The organism is Bradyrhizobium sp. SZCCHNRI3052 (genome assembly GCF_032484895.1).
Lineage (GTDB): Bacteria > Pseudomonadota > Alphaproteobacteria > Rhizobiales > Xanthobacteraceae > Bradyrhizobium.
Window position 1 is genome coordinate 113424 of record NZ_JAUETW010000008.1, and the last position, 24680, is coordinate 138103.

Genomic DNA, 24680 nt, shown 5'->3' on the forward strand with positions numbered 1-24680 from the left:
GCCGGCGTGCGCGAGCCCTTCCTCGAGCTGATCGACATCGGCAAGACCTATCCTGGCGTGGTCGCGCTCGACCACGCCAGCCTGTCGGTCGCGCCCGGCGAGGTGATCGCCCTGGTCGGCGAGAACGGCGCCGGCAAGTCGACCTTGATGCGCGTGCTCGGCGGCGTCGTCGAGCCGAGCAGCGGCACGATCCGGATCGATGGCGCGGCGCGGACCAGCTACACGGTGGCGGACGCGATCGCGTCCGGCATCGCCTTCGTCCACCAGGAGCTGAACCTGTTCGACAATCTCGATGTCGCAGGCAACGTCTTCATCGGCCGCGAGCCGGTCTATGGCGGTCCGCTGCGGCTGATCGACCGGGCGACGCTGCGAGCCAGGGTGCGCCCGCTGATCGCGCGCCTCGGGGCCGATTTCGAGCCGGAGACGCCGCTTGCCGAGTTGTCTTTGGCGCAGCGCCAGCTGGTCGAGATCATGAAGGCTTTGTCGCTCGATGCGCGCTGCGTGATCATGGACGAGCCGACCTCCAGCCTGACGCTGTCGGAAACCGAGCGGCTGATGCAGGTCATCGCCGGCCTGAAGGCGGGCGGGGTCAGCGTCATCTTCATCACGCATCGCTTGAACGAAGTCATGCAATGCGCCGATCGCGCGATCGTGCTGCGCGACGGCCGCATGGTTGGCGCGCTCACGCGGGACGAGCTCAGTCCTGCCGCGATGATCCGGCTGATGATCGGCCGGGACCTGCGGTCGCTCTACGTGCCGCCGGCCGCGCCGCCCGGCGAGGCCGTGCTCGACGTGGTGGAGGCCGTGACCGCGACCTATCCCAACCAGGCCGTCAGCCTGCAGCTCCGGCGCGGCGAGATCCTCGGGCTTGCAGGTCTCGTCGGCTCCGGCCGCACCGAGCTCGCGCGCGGCATCTTCGGCGTCGAGCCGCTGCTGGCCGGGGGCATCAGCCTGGAGGGCGAGCCGATCCGCATCTCGACACCGCGCGCGGCGATCGATCGCGGCATCTATCTCATTCCGGAAGACCGCAAGGCCTGCGGCCTGCTGCTCGACCTGTCGATCGCCGAGAACATCTCGCTGCCGGATCTCGCCTCCTATCTCAGCTTTGGACTTGTCGACATCAGGCGTGAGACCGAGAATGCCGACCGGCAGCGCGAACGGCTCAAGATCCGGGCGTCCGACGTCAAGGTCTCGGTCGGCACCTTGTCCGGCGGCAACCAGCAGAAGGTCGTGCTCGCCAAATGGCTGTCGATGCGGCCAAAGGTCTTGATCTTCGACGAGCCGACCCGGGGCATCGATGTCGGCGCCAAGCAGGAGATCTACGACATGCTGCGGCGGCTGGCGGATTCCGGCGTCGCGATCCTGATGATCTCGAGCGACATGGAGGAGGTGATCGGGGTGAGCGACCGGATCGCCGTGATGCATGAAGGCATGATTTCGGGCTTCCTGGCCCGCAACGAGTTCAGCGAGCACAACGTGCTTCAGCTCGCCGTCGGCCATACCGTCTGAGCGAGGGCGCCCGTGCAGAAAAAAGATCTCAGCCTGCTGATCCTGATCCTGGTGGTCGGCGCCGTCGTCGCCTTCATCAACCCGCGCTTCCTGCTGGTCGGCAACCTCTCCAATACCGCCAACCAGGTCGGCATGTTCGGAATCTTCTCGATCGCCGAGGCCTTCGTCATCATCGTTGGCGGCATCGAGCTCGCCGTGGGCTCGGTGATCGCGTTGCTCGGCGTGCTGTTCATCGACCTCATCGTCAACCGGGACGTCGACTGGGTCGCCGCCTTGTTCCTCATCCTCGCCGGCGGCGTCGCCATCGGCCTGGTCCACGGCACGCTGGTGACCAAGATGCGCATCCAGCCCTTCGTGGTGACCCTGTGCGGACTTTTGATCTATCGCGGCGCGGCCCGTTATTACACCGAGGATGCCACGGCCGGCTTCGGCTACGGCGCGAGCTTCCCGGCGCTGGAATGGCTGGCCGCCGGCCGCACCGATGTCCTCGGCTTTCCGCTGCCGCATAGCGTCGTGGCGCTCGCCATCGTGGCCGGCATCGCCTGGCTGGTGCTGCACCGCTCGGTGTACGGCCGCTATTTCTACGCGGTCGGCAAGAACGAGGAGGCGGCGCGCTACTCCGGCATCCGGTCCGATCGGGTGACGATCGCGGCCTATGTGATCTGCGGCGCCCTGACGGCGCTCGCCGCGGTCCTGCTGGCGATGTACACCCGCTCGATCTCGCCGGCGGTACACGGCTCGTTCTACGAGCTCTATGCGATCGCCGCAGCGGTGCTCGGGGGCTGTTCGCTGCGCGGCGGCGAGGGCTCGGTCATCGGCGTCGTGCTCGGCACGATCCTGCTGCAGATGCTGCAGAACCTGGTCAATCTGCTGGGCATCCCGAGCTCGCTCAATTTCGCCGTGATGGGCACGGTGATCCTGATCGGCGTGCTGGCCGATCAGTATTTCGTGCAGCGGCGCGCGCGCATGCCGACGGCCCGCGGGCAGGCCAGCGCCGATCGTGCGTCCGCCTCGCTCGAGCGGGTCAACGCCGAGTGAGGAGGCGCCGATGCGCTGCGTAACAGCGCCCGGCCGCGAGGATCAATGCGCGATCAGTCCTGATAGGTGTAGTAGCCGCGCGGCTGATAATAAGAGCGCGGCTGGTAATAGCGCGGCTGCGCGTAGCTCGGATTGCCGTTTTGGTAATCGTACTGCTGCTGCTGCGGATAGGCCTGGGCGTCATAGACGCGCCGGGCCGTGCCGCGCGGCGCCGGATAACGCACGCCGTTGTCGCTGCCGTCGGCGGGATAGATGTAGCCGTCATCGAGCCGCTGCTGCGGAACGACCTGGCGTCCGGGCAGCATCTGTGGCTGCGGCGTCAGCACGACCGGCTCGCCGCTGTCGTCATACTGCTGCGGCACGTCGCGGCGGGCAACAGCGGTGCCGCGGCGTGGATTGCGCGCCAGCGCCACCTCGGCCGAGCCGGTCAGGGTCACCGTGGTGTTGAGCACGCCGTCCTTTTGCACCAGGTCGTAGAGCGTCGTGGCGTTGGCCTTGGACAGCCGGACGCAGCCGTGGGACGCCGGGGTCCCGAGGCGGCTTTCCGAATCCGTGCCGTGAATCGCGTGACCGACCTTCGTGAAGAAGATCGAATGCGGCATCGGTGCGTCGTCGAATTCCTTGGAAAAATGATCGGCCTCCATGCGGAAGGCGCGGAACGAGCCATTCGGCGTTTCCCGTGAGGGAATGCCGGTCGAGACTGGCCATCGATAGCGCTCGACGCCATCGACGGCGACCGTCATGATCTGGCTGTTCTTGTCGACCGTGATGTCGATCTTGGCCAGAGCCGGCGTGGCCGACAGAAAGGCGAAGCCGGCAACTGCAAAAAGGATGGTACGCATCTAACCTCTGGCCTCCAGGGCCCTCGACTGTGGAGAGACCTCAAAACGGGACTTTAACGCCCAGGTCATCGCCTCGGCCTGCACTATGTCGGAATTGCCGGCTTTGTTCCAGCCGAGGGCAGCCTCAACCTTAATGTCGGGCAGGACCAGGACAAAGGCTCCCCGCGTTCATCGACGCTGACATTTTCGCGACCGCGGATGGTCTTTCATTCCGGCGTTTTGGGACCTCTCTAATCGGTGCAATTCGTCACGACCGCGCAACTTTTTGGCCGCATCCGCGTTTCAAGGATTCTCCCATGCGGTTCCCAGGACTCAAAATGTTGACGATGAAGGCCAAGACGGCGGTGCTCGATGATCGCGCGCCGCAGAAGCTGACCTACCTGCTGGCTGCGCTCGCGCTGGTCGTCCTGGCGCTGGCCTGGCTGGCGCTGCCGCAATTCGCCCATGCCCAGGGCATCATCCGTGGCGCCCATGAAGGGGCCCACGAAGGCAACCGCATCGGCGGTCCGGTGGGCGGCGTCGTCGGCGGCGCGGTCGGTGCCGGCGTCGGCGGAGCCGTGGGCGCCGTCGAAGGCGTGCTCGGCATTCCGCACCGCTCCTATTACCACCGGCACTATCACTGCCGGGGATACCGCGACGGCTACGGCCGCTTCCACTGCTACCGCTGAGTTGAGGCGCCGGCTCAATGCTTGAGCCGGTAGCCCGTCTTGAAGATCCACCAGATGATCGTCATGCAGATCGCCAGGAACAGCAGCGTCACGCCGACGCTGATTTCCACCCTGACGTCGGCGATCTCGTAGAAGCTCCAGCGAAAGCCCGAGATCAGGTAGACCACCGGGTTGAGCAGCGCGATCGAATGCCAGGTTGGCGGCAGCATGTTGACCGAGTAGAAGCTGCCGCCGAGGAACGTGAGCGGCGTCACCACCAGCATCGGGACCATCTGCAGCTTCTCGAAGCCGTCGGCCCAGATGCCGATGATGAAGCCGAACAGGCTGAAGGTCACGGCCGTCAGCACCAGGAACGACAGCATCCACACCGGGTGCTGGATGTGCAGCGGCACGAACAGCCCGGCGGTCGCGAGGATGATCAGCCCGAGAATGATGGATTTCGTCGCGGCCGCACCGACATAGCCGAGCACGATCTCGAAATGCGAGATCGGCGCCGAGAGGATCTCGTAGATCGTGCCGATGAATTTCGGGAAGTAGATCCCGAACGAGGCGTTGGAGATGCTCTGGGTCAGCACCGACAGCATCACGAGGCCGGGCACGATGAAGGTGCCGTAGCTGACGCCCTCGACGTGGCTGATGCGCGAGCCGATCGCGGCGCCGAACACGACGAAGTAGAGCGAGGTCGACACGACGGGCGACACGATGCTCTGCAGCAGCGTGCGCCAGGTGCGCGCCATTTCGAACTTGTAGATTGCGGCGACCGCGCGAAAATTCATTGCCGCACCAGGCTCACGAAGATGTCTTCAAGGGATGATTGCTTGGTCTCGAGATCGACGAAGCGGATGCCGGCGGTCCTGAGATCGCCGAGCAGGCTGGTGATGCCGGTGCGCTCGCCCTTGGTATCGTAGTCATAGGCGAGCCGCCAGCCGTCGTCCGACAGCGCCAGATGATAGGGCGCGAGCGTCTCGGGGATGGTCTCGATCCGGTGCTGCAGATGCAGGCTCAGCCGCTTCCGGCCGAGCTTCGCCATCAGCTTGGCCTTGTCCTCGACCAGCACGATCTCGCCCTTGTTGATGACGCCGACGCGATCGGCCATCTCCTCGGCTTCCTCGATGTAGTGCGTGGTGAGAATGATGGTGACGCCGGCGGCCTTCAGCTCGCGCACGACGTCCCACATGCCCTTGCGCAGCTCGACGTCGACGCCCGCGGTCGGCTCGTCCAGGAACAGCACCTGCGGCTCGTGCGAGAGCGCCTTCGCGATCATCACGCGGCGCTTCATGCCGCCGGAGAGCGTGATGATCTTGGCGTCCTTCTTGTCCCAGAGCGACAGGTCCTTGAGGATCTTCTCGATCAGGGCGGGGTTCTTCGGCTTGCCGAACAGCCCCCGGCTGAAGCTGACCGTGGCCCATACGGTCTCGAACGAATCGGTGTGCAGCTCCTGCGGCACCAGCCCGATCAGCGCCCGTGCGGCACGGTAGTCGCGGTTGATGTCGTGGCCGCCGACCGCGACCTTGCCCGCGGACGCATTGACGATGCCGCAGATGATGCTGATCAGCGTCGTCTTGCCCGCGCCGTTGGGCCCGAGCAGCGCGAAGATCTCGCCCCGCTCGATCGCGAGATCGACATTGTTGAGCGAGGTGAAGCCCGAGGAATAGGTCTTCGACAGGCCGGTAACGGAAATGACGGGAGCCATCACGGGGATTCGATGCGAGGGATTCGAAAAGAGCGGGGGAGCTGCGCGGAGGAGGGGGCGCAGGCGCAGGCGAAGCGCTCAGATAGGGACGGCGATGCGTTCGCGCAATCGTGCGCGCCGCCCTCGATCATGTCGCTTGTTGGGCTTTTCCGTGGCCGACATGGCTGAGTGTTGCCGCTCAGCCACGTCTGAGGAGGAACGCCGCCTTGCGATGTCCGACGATGTTGCGTCCGCGAGCATCTTGGGTACGGTCGCGCCGTCTCGACATTTCCGCCGCGGAGAAGGACCGATGACGGCACGCGCCAGCACCGTTCGACCCACCTTCAAGCGCAGCCTCTCGGCGCGCTGCTTTGGCATGGTGGCGCTGGCCGTTGCGCTGGCTCTGCCGCTCGGCACCGGATCGGTCCGGGCGGCACCGAGCCCGGCGGCCGCAACCGCCGCCAGCACCACGCATGTCTATCTGCTGCGCGGTGTGCTCAACATCTTCTCGCTCGGGCTCGACGACATCGCCGCCAAGCTGGATTCGCAGGGCATTCCGAACACGGTCGCCAATTTCGTGTCGTGGTCGTCGCTCGCCGACGAAGCGGCGGCCGCCTATCGCGCCGGCCGGATCAAGACCATCATCCTGGTGGGCCATTCCTCGGGCGCGACCGCGCTGCCGGACATGATCAACAAGCTCGGCCAGCTCGGCGTGCCGGTGAAGCTCGCGATCGGGCTCGATTCGGTGTTCAAGACCAAGCTCGTCGGCGGCAACGCCGAGCGCTACATCAATTTCTACATCGCCAGCGGTGCCGGCGAGCCGGTCCGCCGCGACGACGGCTTCCGCGGCAAGCTTGAGAATGTCGACGTCCAGTCGGTTCCCGGTGTCGGCCACGTCACGATCGAGAAGAACCAGATCATGCAGCAGAAGGTGATCGGTGCCATCGATGGCGTGGTGTTCGGCGGCCGCGGCCGCCCGGCGGCGGTGCCGCCGACGCGCATGGCCGCGCCGCAGCGCGCGGCCAACGTGACCGGCTACCGGTAGTCCGCGGCCGCGCCACGGGGCGCGCGCCCCAAAATGCTCCCATTCGGCGGCGACAAACGGTATGGCAGGGGGGATATGACCCTGCTTGATCTCAGCCGAGAGCTTTCCCGGGAGCGCGAATGACCAGCGTGGCGCGAATCGCGAAGCGGTGGCTCGGTCCAGCCAAGGTGGCTGCCGGCAGGAGACTGCTCGCGATCCTCGTCACCGCACCTTTGCTCGCGGGACTTGCCGCCCCAAGCATCTCGCGGGCCGCCCAGCCCGGCGCTGCGTCCGCCCCCGCGCCGACCAGATCCGCCAAGGCATCCCCGGCAGCAACCCCCGCGGCGATCCGCGCCGTACCGACTGCGCCGCCCGAGATCAGCCAGCCGCTGCCGCCGCCGCGGGTGTACCTGTTCCGCGGCGCGCTCGGGCCGCTGTTCTCGACCGGGATGGATCGTCTGGCCGAAAAGATCGAGCAGGCCGGCTACCGGGCCAGTGTCTATGAATTCACGCTGTGCGACCTGATCGCGCTCCAGGTGGCCAAGAACTACCGCCAGGAGCCGGGCCCGATCGTGCTGATCGGCCATTCGATGGGCGGGCTGTGCAGCGTCCGCATCGCGATCACGCTGCAGGAGCAGAACATCCCGGTTGCCCTCGTCGTCACCGTCGATCCGGCGCATGCGACCAAGAGCGTGCCGCCCAACGTGCAGCGCTTCATCAACCTGTTCCTGTCCGACAACATTCTCGGCGGCGGCGACGTCAAGCCGGAGCCCGGCTTTCGCGGTCACTACGCCAGTTTCGACATGAAGGATCATGATGAGGTCACGCACATCAACATCGACAAGATGGAGGACGTGCACGCCCAATTGGTCACCATGATCAGCCAATTGTCGCAGACCTCGGCGACCGCCGACGCGGACCCGGTGCCGCTGCGCTACTTGGTGCCGCCGAAAGCCTCCGTGGAGCTGTGGGACAGCGGCACTGCTCTGGCGGTACGGCCGGGCGAGACCCTGGACCAGATCGCCACCAATTATCACGTTCCGCTCTGGGCGCTCCAGCAATCCAACCGCGGCCTCGCCACCCAGCCGTTGGTCCCCGGCCAGCGCATCATCCTGCCGCGCCACCTGCTGCCGCAGGCGGCAAACCAGTCGCCGCAGCCGCCTTCGGAAGCCCAGGCCAGACGCTGAGCGCTCTAGCCCGGCGGCAGGAACGGAATGATCATCGGCACGCGCTGCCGGTAGGTGACGTAATCCGGCCCGAGCTCCTGCGCGAGGAAGACCTCTTCCATCTTTGCCTTCCAGGCCATCCCGAGCGAGATCAGGACGGCGCCCAGCACGGCGGTCACCGTGCCCACCGCGATGCCGGTGGCGATCATGCCGAGGATCAGCCCGGTATAGATGGGGTGACGGACCATGCCGTAGGGGCCGGTGTCGATGACCTTGTGGCCTTCCTTGTGGGTGATCGCGTTGGACCAGAAGCGACCGAGATGGATGCGCGCCCACCAGGTGAAGGCGATGCCGGCCAGGGTGACGACGGTCAGCAGGTAGACGCCGGTCTCACCGGGAGTCCAGAACGGCTTCTCGCCGAGCAGGCGCGAGGTCCACGGCGTGAACAGGATGCCGCCGAGCACGATCAGCGCGTGATAGCGGCTGGTCTTGATCACCGTCACATGCTTGCGGGTCTGCCCCGACCAGAACGAGGCGCCGACCCAGCTCGCGAGCCAGATCAGCCAGATGATGGCCAGCAGCGAGGTGGGCCAGGTGGTGGTCCATCCGCTGAACGCAAACGACGAGATGGGGCTGGCATCGCCGGACATGTGTTGGAACCGTTATGAGACCTGGGACCGGCTGCTCTTAGCTATTCGGCCGCGGTGCGAAAAGGGTGTTGTTTACCGTCGAGCCGCTTTCCCGGCTCGGAACCGAGCAGAAAGCCGATCGTCTCGCGCAAGGTCGGCTCGATCGGGCGCGGGACGTAGCCGAGCTCGCGTTTGGCCCTGTCGATCGACAGATCCGAGGCCGCGCGGGCGATCCGCACCCCCTCGGCGGTGCCGGACGGGCAGCGCTTGGTGAGGTGATCGGAGACGAGCTCGAGCATGCCCGCCGACAGCTCGGCCAGCCGGCCGGGCACGGCGACCGCGACATGTTTGCGGCCGCTGATCGCCGCCATGAGATCGAGGATCCGGCTGAGACGCAGGCTCTCGCCGCCGAACACGTAGCGGCCGCCGACCTTGCCGCGCTCCATCGCCAGGATCAGGCCGTCCGCGACGTCGCGGACGTCGACCAGGTTGACGACGAAGTCGAGATAGAGCTGGAGCCGGCTGTCCAGGAAGTGCCGCAGCATCTGCGAGGGCGGTGTCAGGTTGCTGTCGTGCGGCCCGATCGGCATTGTCGGCGTGCCCACCACGACGGGGAAGCCGTCCGCCGCGGCGGCCATGGCGCGGGCCTCCGCCAGCGCCTTGGAGCGCGTATAGGCGCCGGGCATCGCCTCGGCCGGCGGTGCGGTCGGTGCCGATGCGGCGCCGGTCGAGCCGGGATAGTCGAACAGGATGGATTCGGTCGAGCAGTGCAGGAACCGGCGCACCCGGCCGGCGCGCGCCGCCGCCAGCACCGTCTCCGTGCCCACGCAATTGACGCGGTAGAAGTCCTCGCGGTCCGGCATCCACATGCCGGGCAGTCCAGCCAGATGATAGACCTGATCGACGCCGGCGACCGCCTGCTTCACCAGGCCCGCATCGAGCACCGAGCCTTCGATGTACTCGACGTCAGCGATCATGTGGCTGGGGCAGCGAATATCGAGCACACGCACCTCCGCGCCCCGCGTCGCGAGCGCAGAGACGAGGTGATGGCCGATGAAACCGCTGCCGCCGGTGACGAGGACTTTCATTAGGGGCGCGAGTGCTGATCGCCTTGAAGCCGGTCCGATGCGAGCCGATCCGGCGACCAGTCCGGCGCGATGAGGTCGGACACCGAAGGCCGCAGACCCAACGCCATGTACAATTTCGCCATCACGAACATCGGACCGAGAAAGAGATGCGCCGGATGATCCAGCAGAGATGGATTGTTGCGCTCGAACACCTTGTGGCCCACGGCCTGCGAGACAAAGCCGAAGATGATGAGCGCGGCAAACAGCGCCCAGAAGGCGACGCCATGGACGTGATCGGCGATCATCATGGCCGCAGCAAGGAACAGCACGGCGAAGGCCAGGATGCCGGCCCCGAGTGCGGCATCGAGCAGCAGCCAGTAGAGCAGGACGGGCAGCGCCAGCACGGCGCCGAGGCCGATCCGGATGCCGAACGCGTCGAAATGCCACAAGCTCAGGGGCAGCACGGCGCCCAGGAACAACAGGATGATCCCGAACACATGCATCAGGCCGTTGCGCGGATCGCGATGGTATTCGACGTAGTCGACCATCTGGCGTCGGAACATGGCGTTCATGGCTGGCTCGCTCGTCAATGAGATCGACCGTCGCTCAATCGACGGCCGCAAAGAGGGGGCTATACCATCAAGCGGCTGCATCGACAAACCCGGCAATCACGACCCAGCAGCATTGCCGCGCGACCCGACTTGAAAACAGGTTCCATTGGCGCCTGTCGGGAATAGCGTATCGGCAACCTGCTGAGACAACAGTCGCACCTGCAGCGCGCTGGGTTCATGGCCTCAGCGCAGGTCTCAATTGCATCAACTGCGATGCTTGCGCGGGGCCTGCTTGTGGGGCGCTGCCGGGGCAGGGGCCGAAGGCGGCGGCGCGGCCTCTTCGACGGTCTTTGCGATCGGGATGATCTGGATCTGCTGATTGACGGCGGCGGTCGGCTTGGACGGGTCGAGCAACTGCTCCTCGCCAAGTCCGATCGATTGCAGCCGCTTGACCGAGATCTTGAAGGTGTTCGCCAGGATGTCGCGGATCGCGTCGGCGCGGCGCTGGCTCAGGATGACGTTGGCCTCGCGCTTGCCGTTGGCCTCGACATGGCCGACGATCAGGAAGGTGTAGGGCAGCAGATCGGAATACACCATCGCATCGGCGATCCGCCCGACGGTCTGGTACGATTCCGGGCGCACGATCGGCGTGTCCACGTCGAACTGGATGTCGACGTTGAAGGCCGGCAGATTCATCAGCTCCGGCGCGATCGGCGGACGCTTCTGCGGCGGTGGCTCGTTGCGCCCGCGCGACCTGGAACGCTCCTGCGTCTGCTGCTTCAGCGCCGGCAGATCCAGCGTGGGTGCGGTTTCGAAGCGGCCGAGCTGGCGCACGATGTCCTCGCGACCCGGCTCCTGCGACCAGGCGGGCGCGCTCGCGGCCATCAGCGAAGCCACGATCGGCCCTGACAGCAATGATCTCGCGGTCCGCCGCATCAGCGATACCCCGCTTCGCCCATCGCCTGCTGACACCGCGCGCTCACGCCGTTGGCCGTCATCAGGCACGGGATCGATTTGCTCGTCTCCTTCGTGGAGCCGCCACACAGCTTGACGATCTCGCGCTGGCAGGCGTTGGCGACCGTGACCCGTGCCGCGATGCGCTTCTGGATCGCCTCGAACGCCTTGAAATAGGTCGCCTTGCACTGCGCGGAGACCACGTCCTGGTTGCGCGAGAGGCATTCCTTGAGGCGGTTGGAATCGAGATTGACGCCGCGGCAATTGGCGGTGATGTCGGCGCCGCAGCTCGACGCGATCAGCCCCGCGGAATCGCCAAAGCTCATCGTCTGCGCCGCCGCCAGCGAGGGCACACACAGCGCGACCGCAACACTCAACAGAATATATCCCCGGACCATGCAGTCATCTCATACGACGCGAGCTGCCACGGTCAAGGCCTAACAGCGGCGAAGCTGTGGGACGTTGATGAAGCGGCCAAATCTGCCAGTCTCGGAGACGTTCAGCAGGCGCGTTCGGCTGCAAATGACCGGCCTCTGGAGCGATCGTCGGTCAAAAAGTGGATTTCAGGACGCGATCCATCTCGGCGAAGAGCCGTCCCTGCTCGGCAACGAGCTTGTCGACGATGTCCGTCGAAACCACCAGGCGGTTTTCGGGGGACGTGGCGTTGGCGCCAAAGACATAGACCGTGTATCGCCCGAGCGTTTCGATCGCGAAGCCGGCATGCGGATCATATGGCAGCTCGATCGCTCCGTGCTCCATCGGGTTCGACGTCAGCAGACAGGCCTGGCCCACGAGCTCGATAGCGTCCAAGGATGCGGCGATGGTCGTGGCCCTGGGAGCTGCCGACGGGTAGTTCTGACCGATCCAATCGAACGCCTGAGCCACCGTGCGACCGCTGCGTGCGACATCATCGATCACCAGCGGCTTGAACAGGACGGGAGGGCCGATGAAGCTGGACGCCAATCTCACGCCGGTGCTGTCACCCTCGAGGGGGATGACGGGAATGTCCAGCCGCAGATACTCCTTGACGAACCGCCCCACGGAGGCGCCGCCGCGATTCAGCGTGAAGATCGCATCGGGGACCAGATCGTTCGCGAAAGCGGCAATCCTGCCCAGACCGGAAAGTGTCTGGTCAGTATCGATGCGCCGGATCGCCAGCACGGGGCTTGCGCTCTCGATCGATCGAACGAGATCTTCGATCTTCTCGAACAGAGAGTGTTCGGCGTTCGACGGCCCCTTGTCTGCCAGCGCTTCGATCAACCGGACGAGATTGGCCGACGTTCGTGCCGAAAACAGCCGGTTGGTTCCGAATGGATTGGCCGGTTCGATCGTGAGGAATCCCGCCTCTCGTCCCAGCGTGGCGATCTGGTCGATATCGGCGAGCCGCTGCGAGGCCCAAAGATGATCGACGTGAACCATCAGCGCGTCGATATAGCCTTCCAGCCGCCTGGCCAGCAGTTTCTCGCGGGCGAGCATGTTCAGGAATGCCGGAGCTGCAACATGTGAGCCGACGTCATGTCTCGTCCTGGTCGGCTGGCGAACGTCGGCGGACGCGGTCGCTGCGGCTGCCGCTGGACGCCGGCTTTCCCGCCACGCCGTCACCTGAGAATGCATCGCCTCGAACTCCGCGATGCGCTGGTCGATGGCCTGTTCGCCCTCGCGTTCAACGAGGCTGTTGTAGTTCTTCCGCGCCCCCGCGCGCCGTTCGGGAGGCGTGCCGGTCAGTTCGAGGAGCTGCTCGATCTTGGCACCTGCGGTCATGACCCACCATCTGCCCAGGACGCGAAAGAGACGCCCTCATGGGCGAGAAACTGCTTCACTTTCTCCATCAGCTCATCGATCAGAGACGAGCACTGAGTAGGTAGTCCCTTACTTTCCACAATGCTAGCTGCTAGTCCTTTCTTTTCCTTCAAGCTGGCATCGAGACGTGCCTGCTGATCGGCATTCAGGTAGGGCCAGAGCGCTTCGAGTTCCGCCATGCAGCTCTCCTGCGCCAGTCCGGCCGCAGAACGTGAGGCTAGCACGGCCTCGGCGCGGTCTCCTAGCTCCGCCAAACCCAGAATTCGGGTCAAGGAGAGCGCGCGCTTGAGCGCTTTGACGAGCTTGCCCGCCTGTCGGTGAGCCAACATGTCGCGGAGCAGAAACTTGAGATAGCGCAGAAGCTCCTCGGGGACGACCAGCGGCCAGGGCGGGTTGCCGTCGGCTGTGAGCACGGCCTCCTGGAAGACGAAGCTGCGGCTGGCCGCACCCTTGCTCCGATCGGACGGATCGGAAGGCAGCACGACGTTCGATACCGGCATCACGCCAAATGGCGTGACGCCGTCGACGAAGTCGAGCTTGATCCGCTCGCTTTCGGTCGCCAGCGAACGCAGCCGACCCAACGCGGTGATGAGGTCTTCCCACGGAGCCTGATACTCTCGATCGAATTTGACCCGAACCAGAATGGTCGGACCATCACGACGCATGAGACGTTCGACACGATTGGCGATCTCGCTGCCATCGTCGAAGATGTATTGGGCAAGGTCGACATCCCCCAGCGCGGCCACCCGTCCAGCGAACGTCGTGGAGCCGGACAAGACGACGTTCCCGCGTCCCTCCAACATGCTTCGTTCCGCCACGCTGACGAGCCCGTCGAGGGTGATCGCGCTGGGGAATGCAAACGCAAGCGGCCAAGGTACGTAGACCGTCCAGGACCCGCTCCGGGTCGTGAGGTATCCGGCATGCTCGGCAGCAACACTCAGCCGTTCGTCCGGATCACAATGGGCGCTCTGGAAGGCATACTCCTGAACCAGTCGCTTGAAGCTGCCGATGATCAGCTCCGGAGCCGTCCCTCGCTCGGCATCGACGGCCAACGCAATAATGTCATTCGGCGTGAAAGGTGCAGCCATGGAGCTATGCCATGAAATTTTACAATCATAGCTTTAGGCCCGAACTTCAGCAAGCACCGCCGCTCGCGCGGGGTCACGCCCGCTGCACGAAGCTGTCGACGACGTGCTTTTCGCCGGCCTTGTCGAAGGCGATGGTCAGCTTGTTGCCGTCGATCTTGACGACGCGGCCATAGCCGAACTTCTGATGGAAGACGCGGTCGTCGAGGGCGAATTCCGATGTCGTGCCGGTGGATTTCGCCACCAGCTCGCCCTCGATGGTCATCGGTCCGCGCTTGCCACGGCCGAAATGACCGCCGAAGCCGCTGCCGAACGGATCACGGCCCGAGAACGGCGACGGCTCTTCCTTGAAGCCGCCCTCCGACGAACCGCGCGCTGCGCCCGGCCGACGTGCCTGCGCGCGCTGCCAGCCCGGCGTGGAATAGCTCGATCCGAACGACTCGACATTATCGAAGCGTGACGGGCCGTAGCCCCCGGCGCCGCCCCAGCCCGAGCCGCCCTTCGACTCGGTGATCTCGACGCTCGCCGCGGGCAGCTCGTCGAGAAAGCGCGACGGGATCGTGGTGGTCCAGGTGCCGTGGATGCGGCGGTTGGTGGCGAAATAGATTTTTGCCCGACGCCGCGCGCGGGTCAGGCCGACATGGGCGAGGCGGCGCTCCTCTTCCAGGCCGGCGCGGCCCTGCTCGTCGAGCGTGCGCTGGCTCGGGAATAGCCCTTCCTCCCAGCCCGGCAGGAACACGTTGTCGAACTCCAGCCCCTTGGCGGAGTGCAGGGTCATCAGCGACACCGCTTCCTCGTCGGCCGCGCCCTCGCGGTCCATCACCAGCGAGATGTGCTCGAGGAAGCCGTGCAGGTTCTCGAACTCCTCCATCGAGCGGACGAGCTCCTTGAGGTTGTCCAGTCGCCCGGCCGCATCGGCCGAGCGGTCCTTCTGCCACATCTCGGTGTAGCCGCTCTCGTCGAGCACGATCTCGGCGAGCTCGGTATGCGGCGTCACCTCGCGCTGGGCGCGCCAGCGCTCGAACTGCAGGATCAGCCCGCGCAGCGAGCCGCGCGCCTTCGGCTTCAGCTCGTCGGTCTCGACCACCGCGCGCGCCGCCTCGAACAGCGGGATGCGGCGCTTGCGGGCATGGTCGTGCAGCATCTGCACCGTGGCATCGCCGAGCCCGCGCTTGGGTACGTTGACGATACGCTCGAAGGCGAGGTCGTCGGCCGGCGAGTTGATGACGCGCAAGTAAGCCAGCGCGTCGCGGATCTCGGCGCGCTCGTAGAAGCGCGGGCCGCCGATCACGCGATAGGGCAGGCCGAGCGTGACGAAGCGGTCTTCGAACTCGCGCATCTGGTAGGACGCGCGTACCAGGATCGCGATGTCGTTGAGATGCTCGCCCTTGCGCTGCAGCTCCTCGATCTCCTCGCCGATGCCGCGCGCTTCCTCCTCGGAATCCCAGGCGCCGGTAACGGTGACCTTCTCGCCCTCGACGTCCTCGGTATGCAGGGTCTTGCCGAGCCGGCCTTCATTGTGGGTGATCAGGTGCGAGGCGGCGGCGAGGATGTGACCCGTGGAGCGGTAGTTGCGCTCGAGGCGAATGACCTTGGCGCCGGGGAAGTCGTGCTCGAAGCGCAGGATGTTGTCGACCTCGGCGCCGCGCCAGCCATAGATCGACTGATCGTCGTCGCCGACGCAGCAGATGTTCTTGAGCGGCGGCGTGGCGCCCTGCGCGGCGTCGTCGTCATTCCGGGGCGCACCGCCAGGTGCGAACCCGGAATCTCGCAGTTGGCTATCCTCAGCGCGGGATTCCGGGTTCGGCTCTTGGAGCCGCCCCGGAGTGACGGAGGATGGGGCGACGGCACGCGACGAACTCGGCGCCTGCGACAGCAGCCGCAGCCACAGATATTGCGCGACGTTGGTGTCCTGATACTCGTCGACCAGGATGAACTTGAAGCGGCTCTGATATTGCCGCAGCACGTCAGGGTTCTCGCGGAACAGCCGGATGCTCTCCAGCAGCAGGTCGCCGAAATCGGCGGCGTTGAGGATCTTCAGCCGTTCCTGATAGCTCGCATAGAGCTTGCCGCCCTTGCCGTTGGCGAACACGGCGGCCTCGCCCGAAGGCACCTGGGACGGCGCCAGGCCGCGGTTCTTCCAGCCGTCGATCAGGCCGGCCAGCATGCGCGCCGGCCAGCGCTTGTCGTCGATATTCTCGGCCTGCAGCAACTGCTTGAGCAGGCGGATCTGGTCATCGACGTCGAGCACGGTGAAATTGGACTTGAGCTGCACCAGCTCGGCATGGCTGCGCAGGATGCGGCCGGAGATCGAGTGGAAGGTGCCGAGCCACGGCATGCCCTCGACCGCCTGTCCGAGCATCTCGGCAAGCCGCGTCTTCATCTCGCGCGCGGCCTTGTTGGTGAAGGTCACCGACAGGATCTCACTCGGCCGGGCGCGGCCCTGGCTCAGGATATGCGCGATGCGCGTGGTCAGCACACGGGTCTTGCCAGTGCCTGCGCCGGCGAGCACGAGCACCGGGCCATCGAGCGTTTCGACCGCCTCCCGCTGCTCCGGATTGAGGCCGGCCAGATAGCGCGCGCCACCGGTCGCGGCGGCGCGAGCGCGCGCGGCGATGCCGCCGGCAACCGGCTGGTGGTCAGGCGCAGGAAAAGGGCTCACGCGGTTGGGCTCGGTCATCAGCGAATCAGTCTCGTCCCTCGGATGGCATCATATGACGGCATCACGAGGTCTGCAGGAAGGAGCCCTCATAGCAGGGATTGACGGCTATATGGGGCCGGGGCCGGCGTTTTACAGCCCTAAATCGGGCCAGGCGGACGCTGCTCCAGCCTCGCTGGGCATTTGTTCCGGCAAATCGCGAAATTTTAGCGGCCCGCGCGGCCGGAACCTTTGTTCCGAGCCACGATTGTTCTGGCAACGGCGCAAGCTCCGCGTCGCTTTGAACCGCAATCGAGAGACAGAGGTCGTGTCATGTTAGGCTGGGTTGTCACCTTCCTGGTTATCGCATTGATCGCCGGCATTCTCGGCTTCGGCGGCGTCGCCGGTGCCTCCATCGAGATCGCCAAGATCATCTTCTTCATCGCCATCGTGCTGTTTCTGGTTTCGGCCGTCGTGGGCCTCGCCCGCGGCCGCAGCCGCGTGTAGTCGGCCTCATCCCTGACAATGAGGTCGGCGAAGGGCGCAGTGCCTCGCAAGAGGTGCGGCGCCCTTTGCGTTTTGAGGAGGTGTCAGGCCGGGGCCGTCAGCGCGACCTGCACCTTGGCGAGGGCGGGATCGAGCGCCACGGAGGCGAGGCGCGTATCGTTGGAGAGCGCGGTCAGAGTGAGCGTCTGGTCCTGCACGCGGAAGATCCGGCACAGCGTCGTCGCCTCCGAGGCGTCGCGCAGCATCACCGACAACGGCGCGATGTGGGTCTCGTCGGCGATCTTCTCCGCCACGAGCGCAAGCCGCGTCGCCGCCGCCGCAAGCTGCTCGGTGCGGTGTGCGGTCGTATTGGCCGCGAGCGGCAAGCCTTCCTCGTTGGTGAGCAGCACGGTCTGGAAGCGGCCGACTTCGGCGATGCGGTCGAGCAGCGGCACCAGCTCGCGGCGCCGGCCCGGCCGGCTCGCGAGCTGCGCCAGATCCAGCGAGATGCGCTCACGCTCGACCAGCGGCGCCAGCACATCTTCGATCGCGCTGCGCAGGCTGGTCTCCCGCTCGATGGCGTCGTGGCTGCTCTGCTCCTGCAACTGGTCGAGGCTGGCCGCCTGCATCTGCACCTGCCGGCGCAACAGCTCGCGGGACAGCGCGCCCTGGCGGGCGCCGAACAGATAGCCCGAGGTCAACAGCAGAATGGCGGCGCCGAGGCCGCTCACGATGGCATAGATCGTCATGGTCGCTTCGTCGCTGTGAGTTGACTGCAATCATCGACGCCCGCAATGCGCAGCACGGCCTTGCGGTCGCCCGCGACCGCCTGGGCATCGCCGCGCGCCTCGCCGGCGCCGGCCGCGCGCACCGACATCCGCTGCGCGGGGAGGCCCTCGCGCTTCAACTGGGCCGCGATCTCCTTGGCGCGCGAATAGCTGAGCAGCACGTTCAGATCCTCGGTGCCGCTGGCATCGGTATGCCCCTCGATGATGATGGTCGCCTCACCATGGCGCGCGAGCGCGCGTTGCAGGATCGCCAGCGACCGCTTCATGTCGGCAGGGTTCGGTCGTGCGCTGCCGCGCTCGAAGCCGACCGCCAGCGGCGCGAAGCACTCGGCGGAGGGCTTCGCGGGGCTCTGGGGCTCCGGGGGCGCTGCCGGGGCGACCGGCGGTGTCGGTGGCGCGACCACGACGGGAGCGATCGCGGGCGGCATCGGCGGCGCCGCGACCGGTGCCGGGTCGACGATCCGCGCCTCCCGTCGCTTGGGTGCCGCGTCGGCAACGGGGGCGTCGCGCTGCGGCACGGCCGTCACCGGCATTGCGGCCGTCGCGACCGGCGGCGTGGCGGTGCCTTGCTGCCAGAGCGCTGCCGACATGACGGCGATCAGGGTGCCGGCGACGGCGAAGGCCGCGGCGAGCCAGACCGGCGCCTCTTCGCCGGCCACGGTGCACGCATCGATGCGCATGGCGGGAGAAGGCAGAGCGGAGTTCGGGGAGGGCGCCAGCATGTCAGCCCACGGGCACCTTGAATTTCGGCGTGATCAGGTCGATGCCGCATTCGAGCCCCGCGCACCACGCGATGAACTGGCGCGACATCGTAGCATCCGGAAACAGCGCGCCGTGCTGCGGGGCGATGATCTCGATGTCGAGCGTGCTGACCATCTGCGCCCACGCCTTCATGACGCGGTTGGAGACCATGTAGCGCCGGTGAAAGCCCTCCATGAAGCGCGTATGCGCCTTGAAGTCGCGCACGACGGTGTAGTCGACGCCGATCGAGGCGCCGAGGTCGCCGCTATAGAGGATCTTCGAGATCGGATCGTAGAGCTGGAAATTGCCCTCACTGTGCAGGAAGTGCGCCGGCAGCGCGTACAGCCTGCTGCCCGCGAGATCGAACACCATGCCCTCGTCGGGGATCGGCTTCAGCCGGTGGGCAACGATGTGGTCGAAGCCGAAATGCGGCACGAAGCGGGTCCACAGCTCGGAGATGTAGGCGTCGGCGTCGGTCGTCATCAGCCAGCCGTTGATCGCCGCGACGATGTCGGGATCCTGGTGCGACAGGAACAGATATTTCAGCCGCCCGCCCGAGAGCTCGCTGAAGGTCTCGCTGAGCACCCTGGAATAGACCTTGTGGCCGCCCGGATCGAGCAGCATGCCGACGCGGTCGTGGATGATCAGATGCTGGTTCGCCTGCACCGCGTGGTCGCCGGCGCCGAAATCCTCCAGCAGAATGTTCTTGTGAACGCCGTCGTCGTAGAGGACGGTATTGGCCATGAAACTACTCCCGCCGGCGCCGCGCCATCGCAGCGCGCCGGCTCATTGGACGACGGTGCGCTACAGTACCTTCTGCAGCGATCTGACGGCTTCGCGCATGTCGAAGAAGGTCAGCCCGAGCTTGCTGTTCTCGTTGGTGAGCGCGAGCAGCAGCGCGCCACGGCCGGCGCTGACCAGCACGGCATAGCCGGACTCGCCGCGGATGATGACCTCCTGCAGATGGCTGCGGCCGAGCTCCATGGCGGCGCGGCCGCCGAGCGACAGCAAGGTCGCGGTCATGCCGGCAACCCGCGTCTCCTCCATGTCGGCCGCGAGCACGCTCGCGATCATCAGCCCGTCCTCCGAGATCAGCGCGCAGGCCTCGACCCCGAACGAGTCGCTCTGCAGCTTGCGCAGAACCCGGTTGATTTCATCGAGTCGTGACATCGGCTTCTCCTCGACGGCGCGCGGGGCAAACTTGGAATGAAACTGGGTTTGAGCCATGGCGGGGTCCTGGTCATCATCTTGGGCTGTTGAAACGGAAGCGGTCGGAATGTCGATTTGTGTAGTAACGAAGGAGGGATACAGCGGGTCATCCGGGACCAGCGTCGTCGTCTGTTCCGGACTGCCGTCCGGCGCCGTCAGCGCGCGTGTCTCGATCGTATCAACCGCATCGTCGAGCGCGCGCTGCTCGGCCTTGATGCGTGATCGCGAGACCGGCGGATCCATCGCCTGCAACTGGGTCACCAGCGCCTGGCGGGCCGACTGGTAGACTTCGGCGCGGCGTTCGGGGGTGGAATCCGGCAGGCTCTCCATCGCGCGCGACAGCAGGATGAAGTAGTCGGCGGTGGTCACGGGCAGGGCTGCCGCATCCTCATGCGGACCGTGCGCTCGGCTCAGCAGGCTTGCGAGGCGTCCCATCGCTCTCTCGTCACTCTACGCAACTAACGATGCATAAGGTTAGGTCGGTGCAAGGGACAGGACGAATGATCTGAATCAAATCTACTAAAATCAGGACCAGACTGCGTAATCCCGCCCTCAAATCGACCGCAGTAGATCATGGTGGGGCCACGATTGCCGCCAATGCGCCGTATTGCCGCCGCGTTCGGCGCAACTGCGCCTCGGTCGCAGCCAGAATCAGCTACGATCACGGCGACGAATGGCGGCGCGGGGAGGGCAATGTGAACGTCCGGGACTATGTGCAGCGCGATGCGACGGCGCTTGCCGCCGCGGTGAAGGGCGGCGAGACCAATGCGGCCGAGCTGCTTCAGCTCGCGCTGGCGCAGAACGAGCGGGCCCAGCCGAGGACCAACGCGGTCTGCAGGCTGATGGAGCGCGAGGCCCGCGCGCAGCTCGCCAAGCCCGCCAACGGCCCGCTCACCGGCGTACCGTTCCTGATCAAGGACTGCGCCCAGGACTATGCGGGCCTGCCGACGGCCTATGGCAGCAAGGCGCTATCCGGATTCGTCGCCGGCGAGCATGCCTCGGTCGTCAGGCGGTATCTCGAGGCCGGCCTGGTGATCTTCGGCAAGACCAACCTGCCGGAGCTCGCGCTGAAGGGCGTCAGCGACTCCCGCGCCTTCGGCCGCGTCAGCAACCCCTGGAATCCCGCACATACGCCCGGCGGCTCCAGCGGCGGCGCTGCGGCGGCGGTCGCTTCGGGCGTCGTGCCGATGGCCGCCGGCAATGACGGCGGCGGCTCGATCCGCATTCCCGCCGCCTGCTGCGGCCTGTTCGGCCTGAAGCCATCGCGCGGGCTGATCTCGTCAGGGCCCGGCTTCGGCGAGTACTGGTTCGGCGCATCCAGCGAGGGCGTGGTGTCGCGCAGCGTCCGCGACACCGCGCTCGCGCTCGACGTCATCGCGGGCGGCGAGCCCGGTGATCCCTTTCTCACCGCCGAGCCCGGCGTGGTCTACGCCAACGCGGTGGCCCGCGATCCCGGCCGCCTGCGCATCGGCTACACGGTGGCGTCGCCGATCGGGACCGAGGTGCATGCCGAGGCGAAGCTTGCGGTCGACAACGCCGTGAAGCTGCTGCAGGGCCTTGGTCACGAGGTCGAGGAGGCCTCGCCCGACATCGATGGCGCCGCGCTCGCGACAGCGTTCCTGCACATCTATTTTGGCCAGGTCGCGGCGCTGGTCGCCGACGCGCGCGGCAAGGGCGCCAGGCGCGAGGAGTTCGAGCTGCTGACGCGGGTGCTGTCGACGCTCGGCGGCGCGATCTCGGCCGGCGCGCTGACGACGCAGCTCTTGAAATGGAACGAGTTCGCGCGGGCGCTGGCGCGCTTCCATGCCCGCTACGACCTGCTGCTGACGCCGACGCTCGCGCACCCTCCGATCCGGCACGGCGAGGGCGATCCGAGCACCGCCGAGCAGACCCTGCTCGACATGCTCGACCGCATCGGCCTGCTCGGGCTGATGACGCGCTGGGGCCTGCTCGACGGCATGATCGACAAGATCGCCCGCGACAGCCTGCAATATGTCCCGTTCACGCAGCTCGCCAATCTCACGGGCACGCCGGCGATGAGCGTGCCGCTGCACTGGACCGCCGACGGCCTGCCGCTCGGCGTGCAGTTCGTGGGCCGGCTCGGCGACGAGACGAGGCTGCTGCAGCTCGCCCGCCAGCTCGAGCAGGCGCAGCCCTGGTTCGCGCGCCTGCCGGACTGGGTGATGCAGAGCTGACCACACCCGGCGGGCCGGTTCGAGCGGCGCGGTCGTGCGTCGCACGACGCCGTGCACGTCCATCGCGATTGCGTGCGCGCTGTTTGTGGTGTTCTATCTTAGGTGGAGCGCGGTCGCCTAAGCCGCGCCGGCTCGGCGACGTTCTTCGGACGGCCACGTTCTTCGGACCCGGCACATCGCACGTCGCTGCCGTCGTGCGGAAACTACTCCGCGTCGCTTCCGACGGTCCGCTGGTCCGGTGCCGTGCCATGCACGTTGGCGATACTTTCAGAGGGCGGGATCATGAACGTCACAGTCTATTTCGCGACCAACAGGCAACCGATCACGGCTGAAGGCACGAATCAGATTACCGGGTTCAGCTCCGAGCTCGGTCCCGTCAACGGCTTGAACATCAGGTATGGCCGGGCCGAGATCGCGGTCGATCTGCAGGCATCGAGCTATGCCCTGGTGCCTGGATCGCTTCATGTCGAGGACGAGCAACTGATCTTTCCGCAAGGCTCCCGTGCGGTCCTCGGCAGCAATACGATCTTCGGCGCCCTGCGTGCCGACATGCTGGCGAAGGCGCGGCCGACGCTGGCGTTCATTCACGGCTTCAGCAACAGCTTCGTCGACTCGATCGAACGCGCCGGGTGGATCTCGGCGTTCTACGGGATCGACGCCAACATGTTCGTGTTCAGTTGGCCGTCGGTCGCCTCGCTGGTCGGCGTGCCGCTGCCCTTTGTGGACTACCAGCACGATCGCAAGACGGCGGCGGCATCCGGCCCGGCCGTGGCACGCACGCTGCGGCGGCTCTATGATTTCGTCGACGGTCTGCCCGAGAGCGAACGCTGCAACCAGAGCATTCATCTCATCTGTCACAGCATGGGCGTCTATGTCCTGCGCAACGCGTTGCAGGCCTTGATGCAGATGCCCGACCCGGTCGCCGGCGCGGCCATGGCCGGCGGCGTTCCGGCGATGGTGCGGATGGGCGGGACGCAGCCGTCCCTGACCGGATTGCGCAGGACCTTCGACAAGGTCGTGCTCGCGGCGGCCGACGAGGACGCGGACGCGTTCGACGACCCGGCGAAGCTGAAATATCTGCCGCGCACCGCGAGCAGCGTCACGGTCTATCACTCGACCAAGGATTGGGTGCTCAATACGCTGAGCGCGGGCACGAAATTCAACGGTCCGCGGCTCGGCAGCGACGGTCCCGACAACATGGGCAGCATCAGCGACAAGGTCACCGCGATCGATTGTTCGGATGTGACGACGTTCGAGCAGGACCCGCAGCAGCACCAGTATTACCGGATCTTCCCGGTGGTCCGCGACGACATCGTCCAGGTGCTGCAGGGCGTGCCGCAGAACCAGGTCAGCAACCGCGATCCGGTGGGGTCGGGACGCTACCGCATTCGGCCGCAGGCCCGCTTGGCGGTCAGGGCCACCAGTCCCAAGCCGCGCGCCGCGAAGGCGCGCGTCGCCAAGTCCGGTGCTGCGAAGAAGAGGGCGGCCGGCGGGAGCTGAGCGCGGGACGCAGGCGCGCCCGCATGGGCCGGCTCGGCGACGAGACGAGGCTGCTGCGGCTCGCCCGCCAGCTCGAGCAGGCGCAGCCCTGGTTCGCGCGCCTGCCGGACTGGGTGATGCAGAGCTGACGATCTCAGCGCTTGATGATGACCACTTCGAGATACTCCGACGGCACCACCATCGTGCCGTCCTCGGCGCGATTGAGCGTCCCGATCAGGGCCAGCATGTCGCGCTTGAGATCGGCCTGGCGGTCGCCATCAAGCGCAGCGAAGGCCTTGAGCACCGGACCATAGTAGGTCTTAAACACGTCGACGAAATGCTCAGGCGAGCGGTAGCGCATCGCGAAATGACGCCGATGGCAGCGAATGTCGGTGGCATCGGCGAACATCTCTCGGATGCGTGCCTCGGTGCCCCACAGCGCCGGCGATCTGGCGCCGGCGGGCGGTGGCAGATATTTGCCGAGCGTCTTGAACAACTGGCCGATGAAGCCGTCGGGGGTCCAATTGGCCAGGCCGATCTTGCCGCCGCTGCGGCACACCCGGGTGAGCTCGGCGGCGGCGCGCTCCTGCCGGGGCGTGAACATCACGCCGAATGTCGAGACCACCACGTCGAATGTGCCATAGCCGAACGGAAGCGCCTCGGCATCGGCCTCCTGGAACTGCACGGACAGGCCGTCGGCGGCGGCACGCTGGCGCCCGCGGTCGAGCAGGGCAGGTACGTAGTCGGTCGAGACGACGTTGCACCAGCGCCGCGCCGCAGCCAATGTGACGTTGCCGTTGCCGGCGGCCACGTCGAGCACCTTCTGGCCGGCGCGGATGTCAAGCGCCTCGCAGAGTTCCTCGCCGACGAGCTGCAGCGTGTTGCCGACGATGGCGTAGTCGCCGGACGACCACGCGCTGTGCTGGCGTGCCTTGAGCGCGGTGAAATCCGGCTCTGCGGTCGCGCCGGCCTGAATTGCAGCTGATGCGGTCATGATGGTCTCCTCCGGAGAATGCAGCGCTGTTGCGCGCGCTGGTGTGTGGAGACGTACGCGGCAGGCTTCGGGCGGCGCTATCCAGATCGCGACACGGCCATCCGGATCGTGAACTTTTCGAGCGCCGCCGATGACCCATAGGCAA

Annotated in this window: 24 protein-coding genes; 8 read left to right on the forward strand and 16 right to left on the reverse strand. The window is 66.3% G+C overall.

The annotated features are described in order from the left end of the window. Nucleotides 1–6: 6 nt before the first annotated feature. Entirely contained in the window at nt 7–1509 is a 1503-nt protein-coding gene (locus QW887_RS21700; RefSeq protein WP_315752443.1) for a sugar ABC transporter ATP-binding protein, read from the forward strand. A gap of 12 nt (nt 1510–1521) precedes the next feature. After that, nucleotides 1522–2547: an ABC transporter permease gene (locus QW887_RS21705; protein WP_315713414.1), complete on the forward strand. Its 1026-nt coding sequence runs from the start codon at nt 1522–1524 to the stop codon at nt 2545–2547. A gap of 53 nt (nt 2548–2600) precedes the next feature. Here the strand turns inward: QW887_RS21705 and QW887_RS21710 are convergent, their stop codons facing one another. Further along, nucleotides 2601–3389, reverse strand: a complete 789-nt coding sequence (locus QW887_RS21710; RefSeq protein WP_316183997.1) for a L,D-transpeptidase — start codon at nt 3387–3389, stop codon at nt 2601–2603. A 317-nt stretch (nt 3390–3706) separates the two neighbouring features. Here QW887_RS21710 and QW887_RS21715 point away from each other — a divergent pair, with 317 nt between their 5' ends. Further along, a complete protein-coding gene (locus QW887_RS21715; RefSeq protein ID WP_315825267.1) occupies nt 3707–4057 on the forward strand; it encodes a hypothetical protein in 351 nt (116 codons plus the stop codon). Nucleotides 4058–4071: 14 nt separating this feature from the next. On the opposite strand, the gene QW887_RS21720 is transcribed toward QW887_RS21715, so the two are convergent. Then, nucleotides 4072–4833 (reverse strand): ABC transporter permease, encoded by a 762-nt coding sequence (locus tag QW887_RS21720; protein WP_315713411.1) that lies wholly within the window; start codon nt 4831–4833, stop codon nt 4072–4074. Then, nucleotides 4830–5750, reverse strand: a complete 921-nt coding sequence (locus QW887_RS21725) for an ABC transporter ATP-binding protein (protein ID WP_315752447.1) — start codon at nt 5748–5750, stop codon at nt 4830–4832. Before QW887_RS21725 ends, QW887_RS21720 begins: the two co-directional genes overlap by 4 nt. 289 nt (nt 5751–6039) lie before the next feature. On the opposite strand from QW887_RS21725, the gene QW887_RS21730 reads away from it, so the two are divergent. Continuing rightward, on the forward strand, nt 6040–6774 hold the full coding sequence (locus QW887_RS21730; RefSeq protein ID WP_410052197.1) for a hypothetical protein: 735 nt from the start codon (nt 6040–6042) through the stop codon (nt 6772–6774). Nucleotides 6775–6893: 119 nt separating this feature from the next. Then, nucleotides 6894–7940, forward strand: a complete 1047-nt coding sequence (locus tag QW887_RS21735) for an alpha/beta fold hydrolase (RefSeq protein WP_315752448.1) — start codon at nt 6894–6896, stop codon at nt 7938–7940. A gap of 5 nt (nt 7941–7945) precedes the next feature. On the opposite strand, the gene QW887_RS21740 is transcribed toward QW887_RS21735, so the two are convergent. From QW887_RS21740 to QW887_RS21775, 8 genes are all read right to left on the reverse strand, one after another. After that, nucleotides 7946–8569: an isoprenylcysteine carboxylmethyltransferase family protein gene (locus QW887_RS21740; RefSeq protein WP_315752449.1), complete on the reverse strand. Its 624-nt coding sequence runs from the start codon at nt 8567–8569 to the stop codon at nt 7946–7948. A gap of 41 nt (nt 8570–8610) precedes the next feature. Beyond that, the gene (locus tag QW887_RS21745) at nt 8611–9636 is read right to left on the reverse strand and encodes an NAD-dependent epimerase/dehydratase family protein (RefSeq protein WP_315713407.1); all 1026 of its coding nucleotides are present in this window, start codon (nt 9634–9636) and stop codon (nt 8611–8613) included. Continuing rightward, the gene (locus tag QW887_RS21750; protein ID WP_315825264.1) at nt 9636–10187 is read right to left on the reverse strand and encodes an Mpo1-like protein; all 552 of its coding nucleotides are present in this window, start codon (nt 10185–10187) and stop codon (nt 9636–9638) included. Before QW887_RS21750 ends, QW887_RS21745 begins: the two co-directional genes overlap by 1 nt. A 243-nt stretch (nt 10188–10430) precedes the next feature. After that, entirely contained in the window at nt 10431–11102 is a 672-nt protein-coding gene (locus QW887_RS21755; protein WP_315713405.1) for an OmpA family protein, read from the reverse strand. After that, nucleotides 11102–11518, reverse strand: a complete 417-nt coding sequence (locus QW887_RS21760; RefSeq protein WP_315713404.1) for a hypothetical protein — start codon at nt 11516–11518, stop codon at nt 11102–11104. Before QW887_RS21760 ends, QW887_RS21755 begins: the two co-directional genes overlap by 1 nt. A gap of 151 nt (nt 11519–11669) precedes the next feature. Continuing rightward, on the reverse strand, nt 11670–12596 hold the full coding sequence (locus QW887_RS21765) for a hypothetical protein (RefSeq protein WP_315825263.1): 927 nt from the start codon (nt 12594–12596) through the stop codon (nt 11670–11672). A gap of 281 nt (nt 12597–12877) precedes the next feature. Further along, the gene (locus tag QW887_RS21770) at nt 12878–14008 is read right to left on the reverse strand and encodes a hypothetical protein (RefSeq protein ID WP_315825262.1); all 1131 of its coding nucleotides are present in this window, start codon (nt 14006–14008) and stop codon (nt 12878–12880) included. A 73-nt stretch (nt 14009–14081) separates the two neighbouring features. Continuing rightward, nucleotides 14082–16685, reverse strand: a complete 2604-nt coding sequence (locus QW887_RS21775) for an ATP-dependent helicase (protein WP_316183994.1) — start codon at nt 16683–16685, stop codon at nt 14082–14084. Nucleotides 16686–16976: 291 nt separating this feature from the next. Between QW887_RS21775 and QW887_RS21780 the strand changes: the two genes are divergently transcribed. Then, nucleotides 16977–17150, forward strand: coding sequence for a DUF1328 domain-containing protein (locus tag QW887_RS21780; RefSeq protein ID WP_009030497.1), 174 nt, complete (start codon nt 16977–16979; stop codon nt 17148–17150). Nucleotides 17151–17233: 83 nt separating this feature from the next. On the opposite strand, the gene QW887_RS21785 is transcribed toward QW887_RS21780, so the two are convergent. The 4 genes from QW887_RS21785 to QW887_RS21800 are packed head-to-tail and all read right to left on the reverse strand — an operon-like array spanning nt 17234 to nt 20302. After that, entirely contained in the window at nt 17234–17878 is a 645-nt protein-coding gene (locus tag QW887_RS21785; protein ID WP_315713402.1) for a hypothetical protein, read from the reverse strand. Next, nucleotides 17875–18639 (reverse strand): OmpA family protein, encoded by a 765-nt coding sequence (locus tag QW887_RS21790; RefSeq protein ID WP_316169801.1) that lies wholly within the window; start codon nt 18637–18639, stop codon nt 17875–17877. Before QW887_RS21790 ends, QW887_RS21785 begins: the two co-directional genes overlap by 4 nt. A 1-nt stretch (nt 18640) precedes the next feature. Then, entirely contained in the window at nt 18641–19402 is a 762-nt protein-coding gene (locus tag QW887_RS21795) for an MBL fold metallo-hydrolase (protein WP_315713400.1), read from the reverse strand. A gap of 60 nt (nt 19403–19462) precedes the next feature. Further along, entirely contained in the window at nt 19463–20302 is an 840-nt protein-coding gene (locus QW887_RS21800; protein WP_315713399.1) for a roadblock/LC7 domain-containing protein, read from the reverse strand. Between the two features lie 260 nt (nt 20303–20562). On the opposite strand from QW887_RS21800, the gene QW887_RS21805 reads away from it, so the two are divergent. Both QW887_RS21805 and QW887_RS21810 read left to right on the forward strand, forming a co-directional pair. After that, nucleotides 20563–22062 (forward strand): amidase, encoded by a 1500-nt coding sequence (locus QW887_RS21805; protein ID WP_316169872.1) that lies wholly within the window; start codon nt 20563–20565, stop codon nt 22060–22062. Nucleotides 22063–22344: 282 nt separating this feature from the next. After that, on the forward strand, nt 22345–23562 hold the full coding sequence (locus QW887_RS21810) for an alpha/beta hydrolase (protein WP_316165973.1): 1218 nt from the start codon (nt 22345–22347) through the stop codon (nt 23560–23562). A gap of 133 nt (nt 23563–23695) precedes the next feature. Here the strand turns inward: QW887_RS21810 and QW887_RS21815 are convergent, their stop codons facing one another. Continuing rightward, on the reverse strand, nt 23696–24535 hold the full coding sequence (locus QW887_RS21815) for a class I SAM-dependent methyltransferase (protein WP_316194953.1): 840 nt from the start codon (nt 24533–24535) through the stop codon (nt 23696–23698). Nucleotides 24536–24680: the final 145 nt, after the last annotated feature.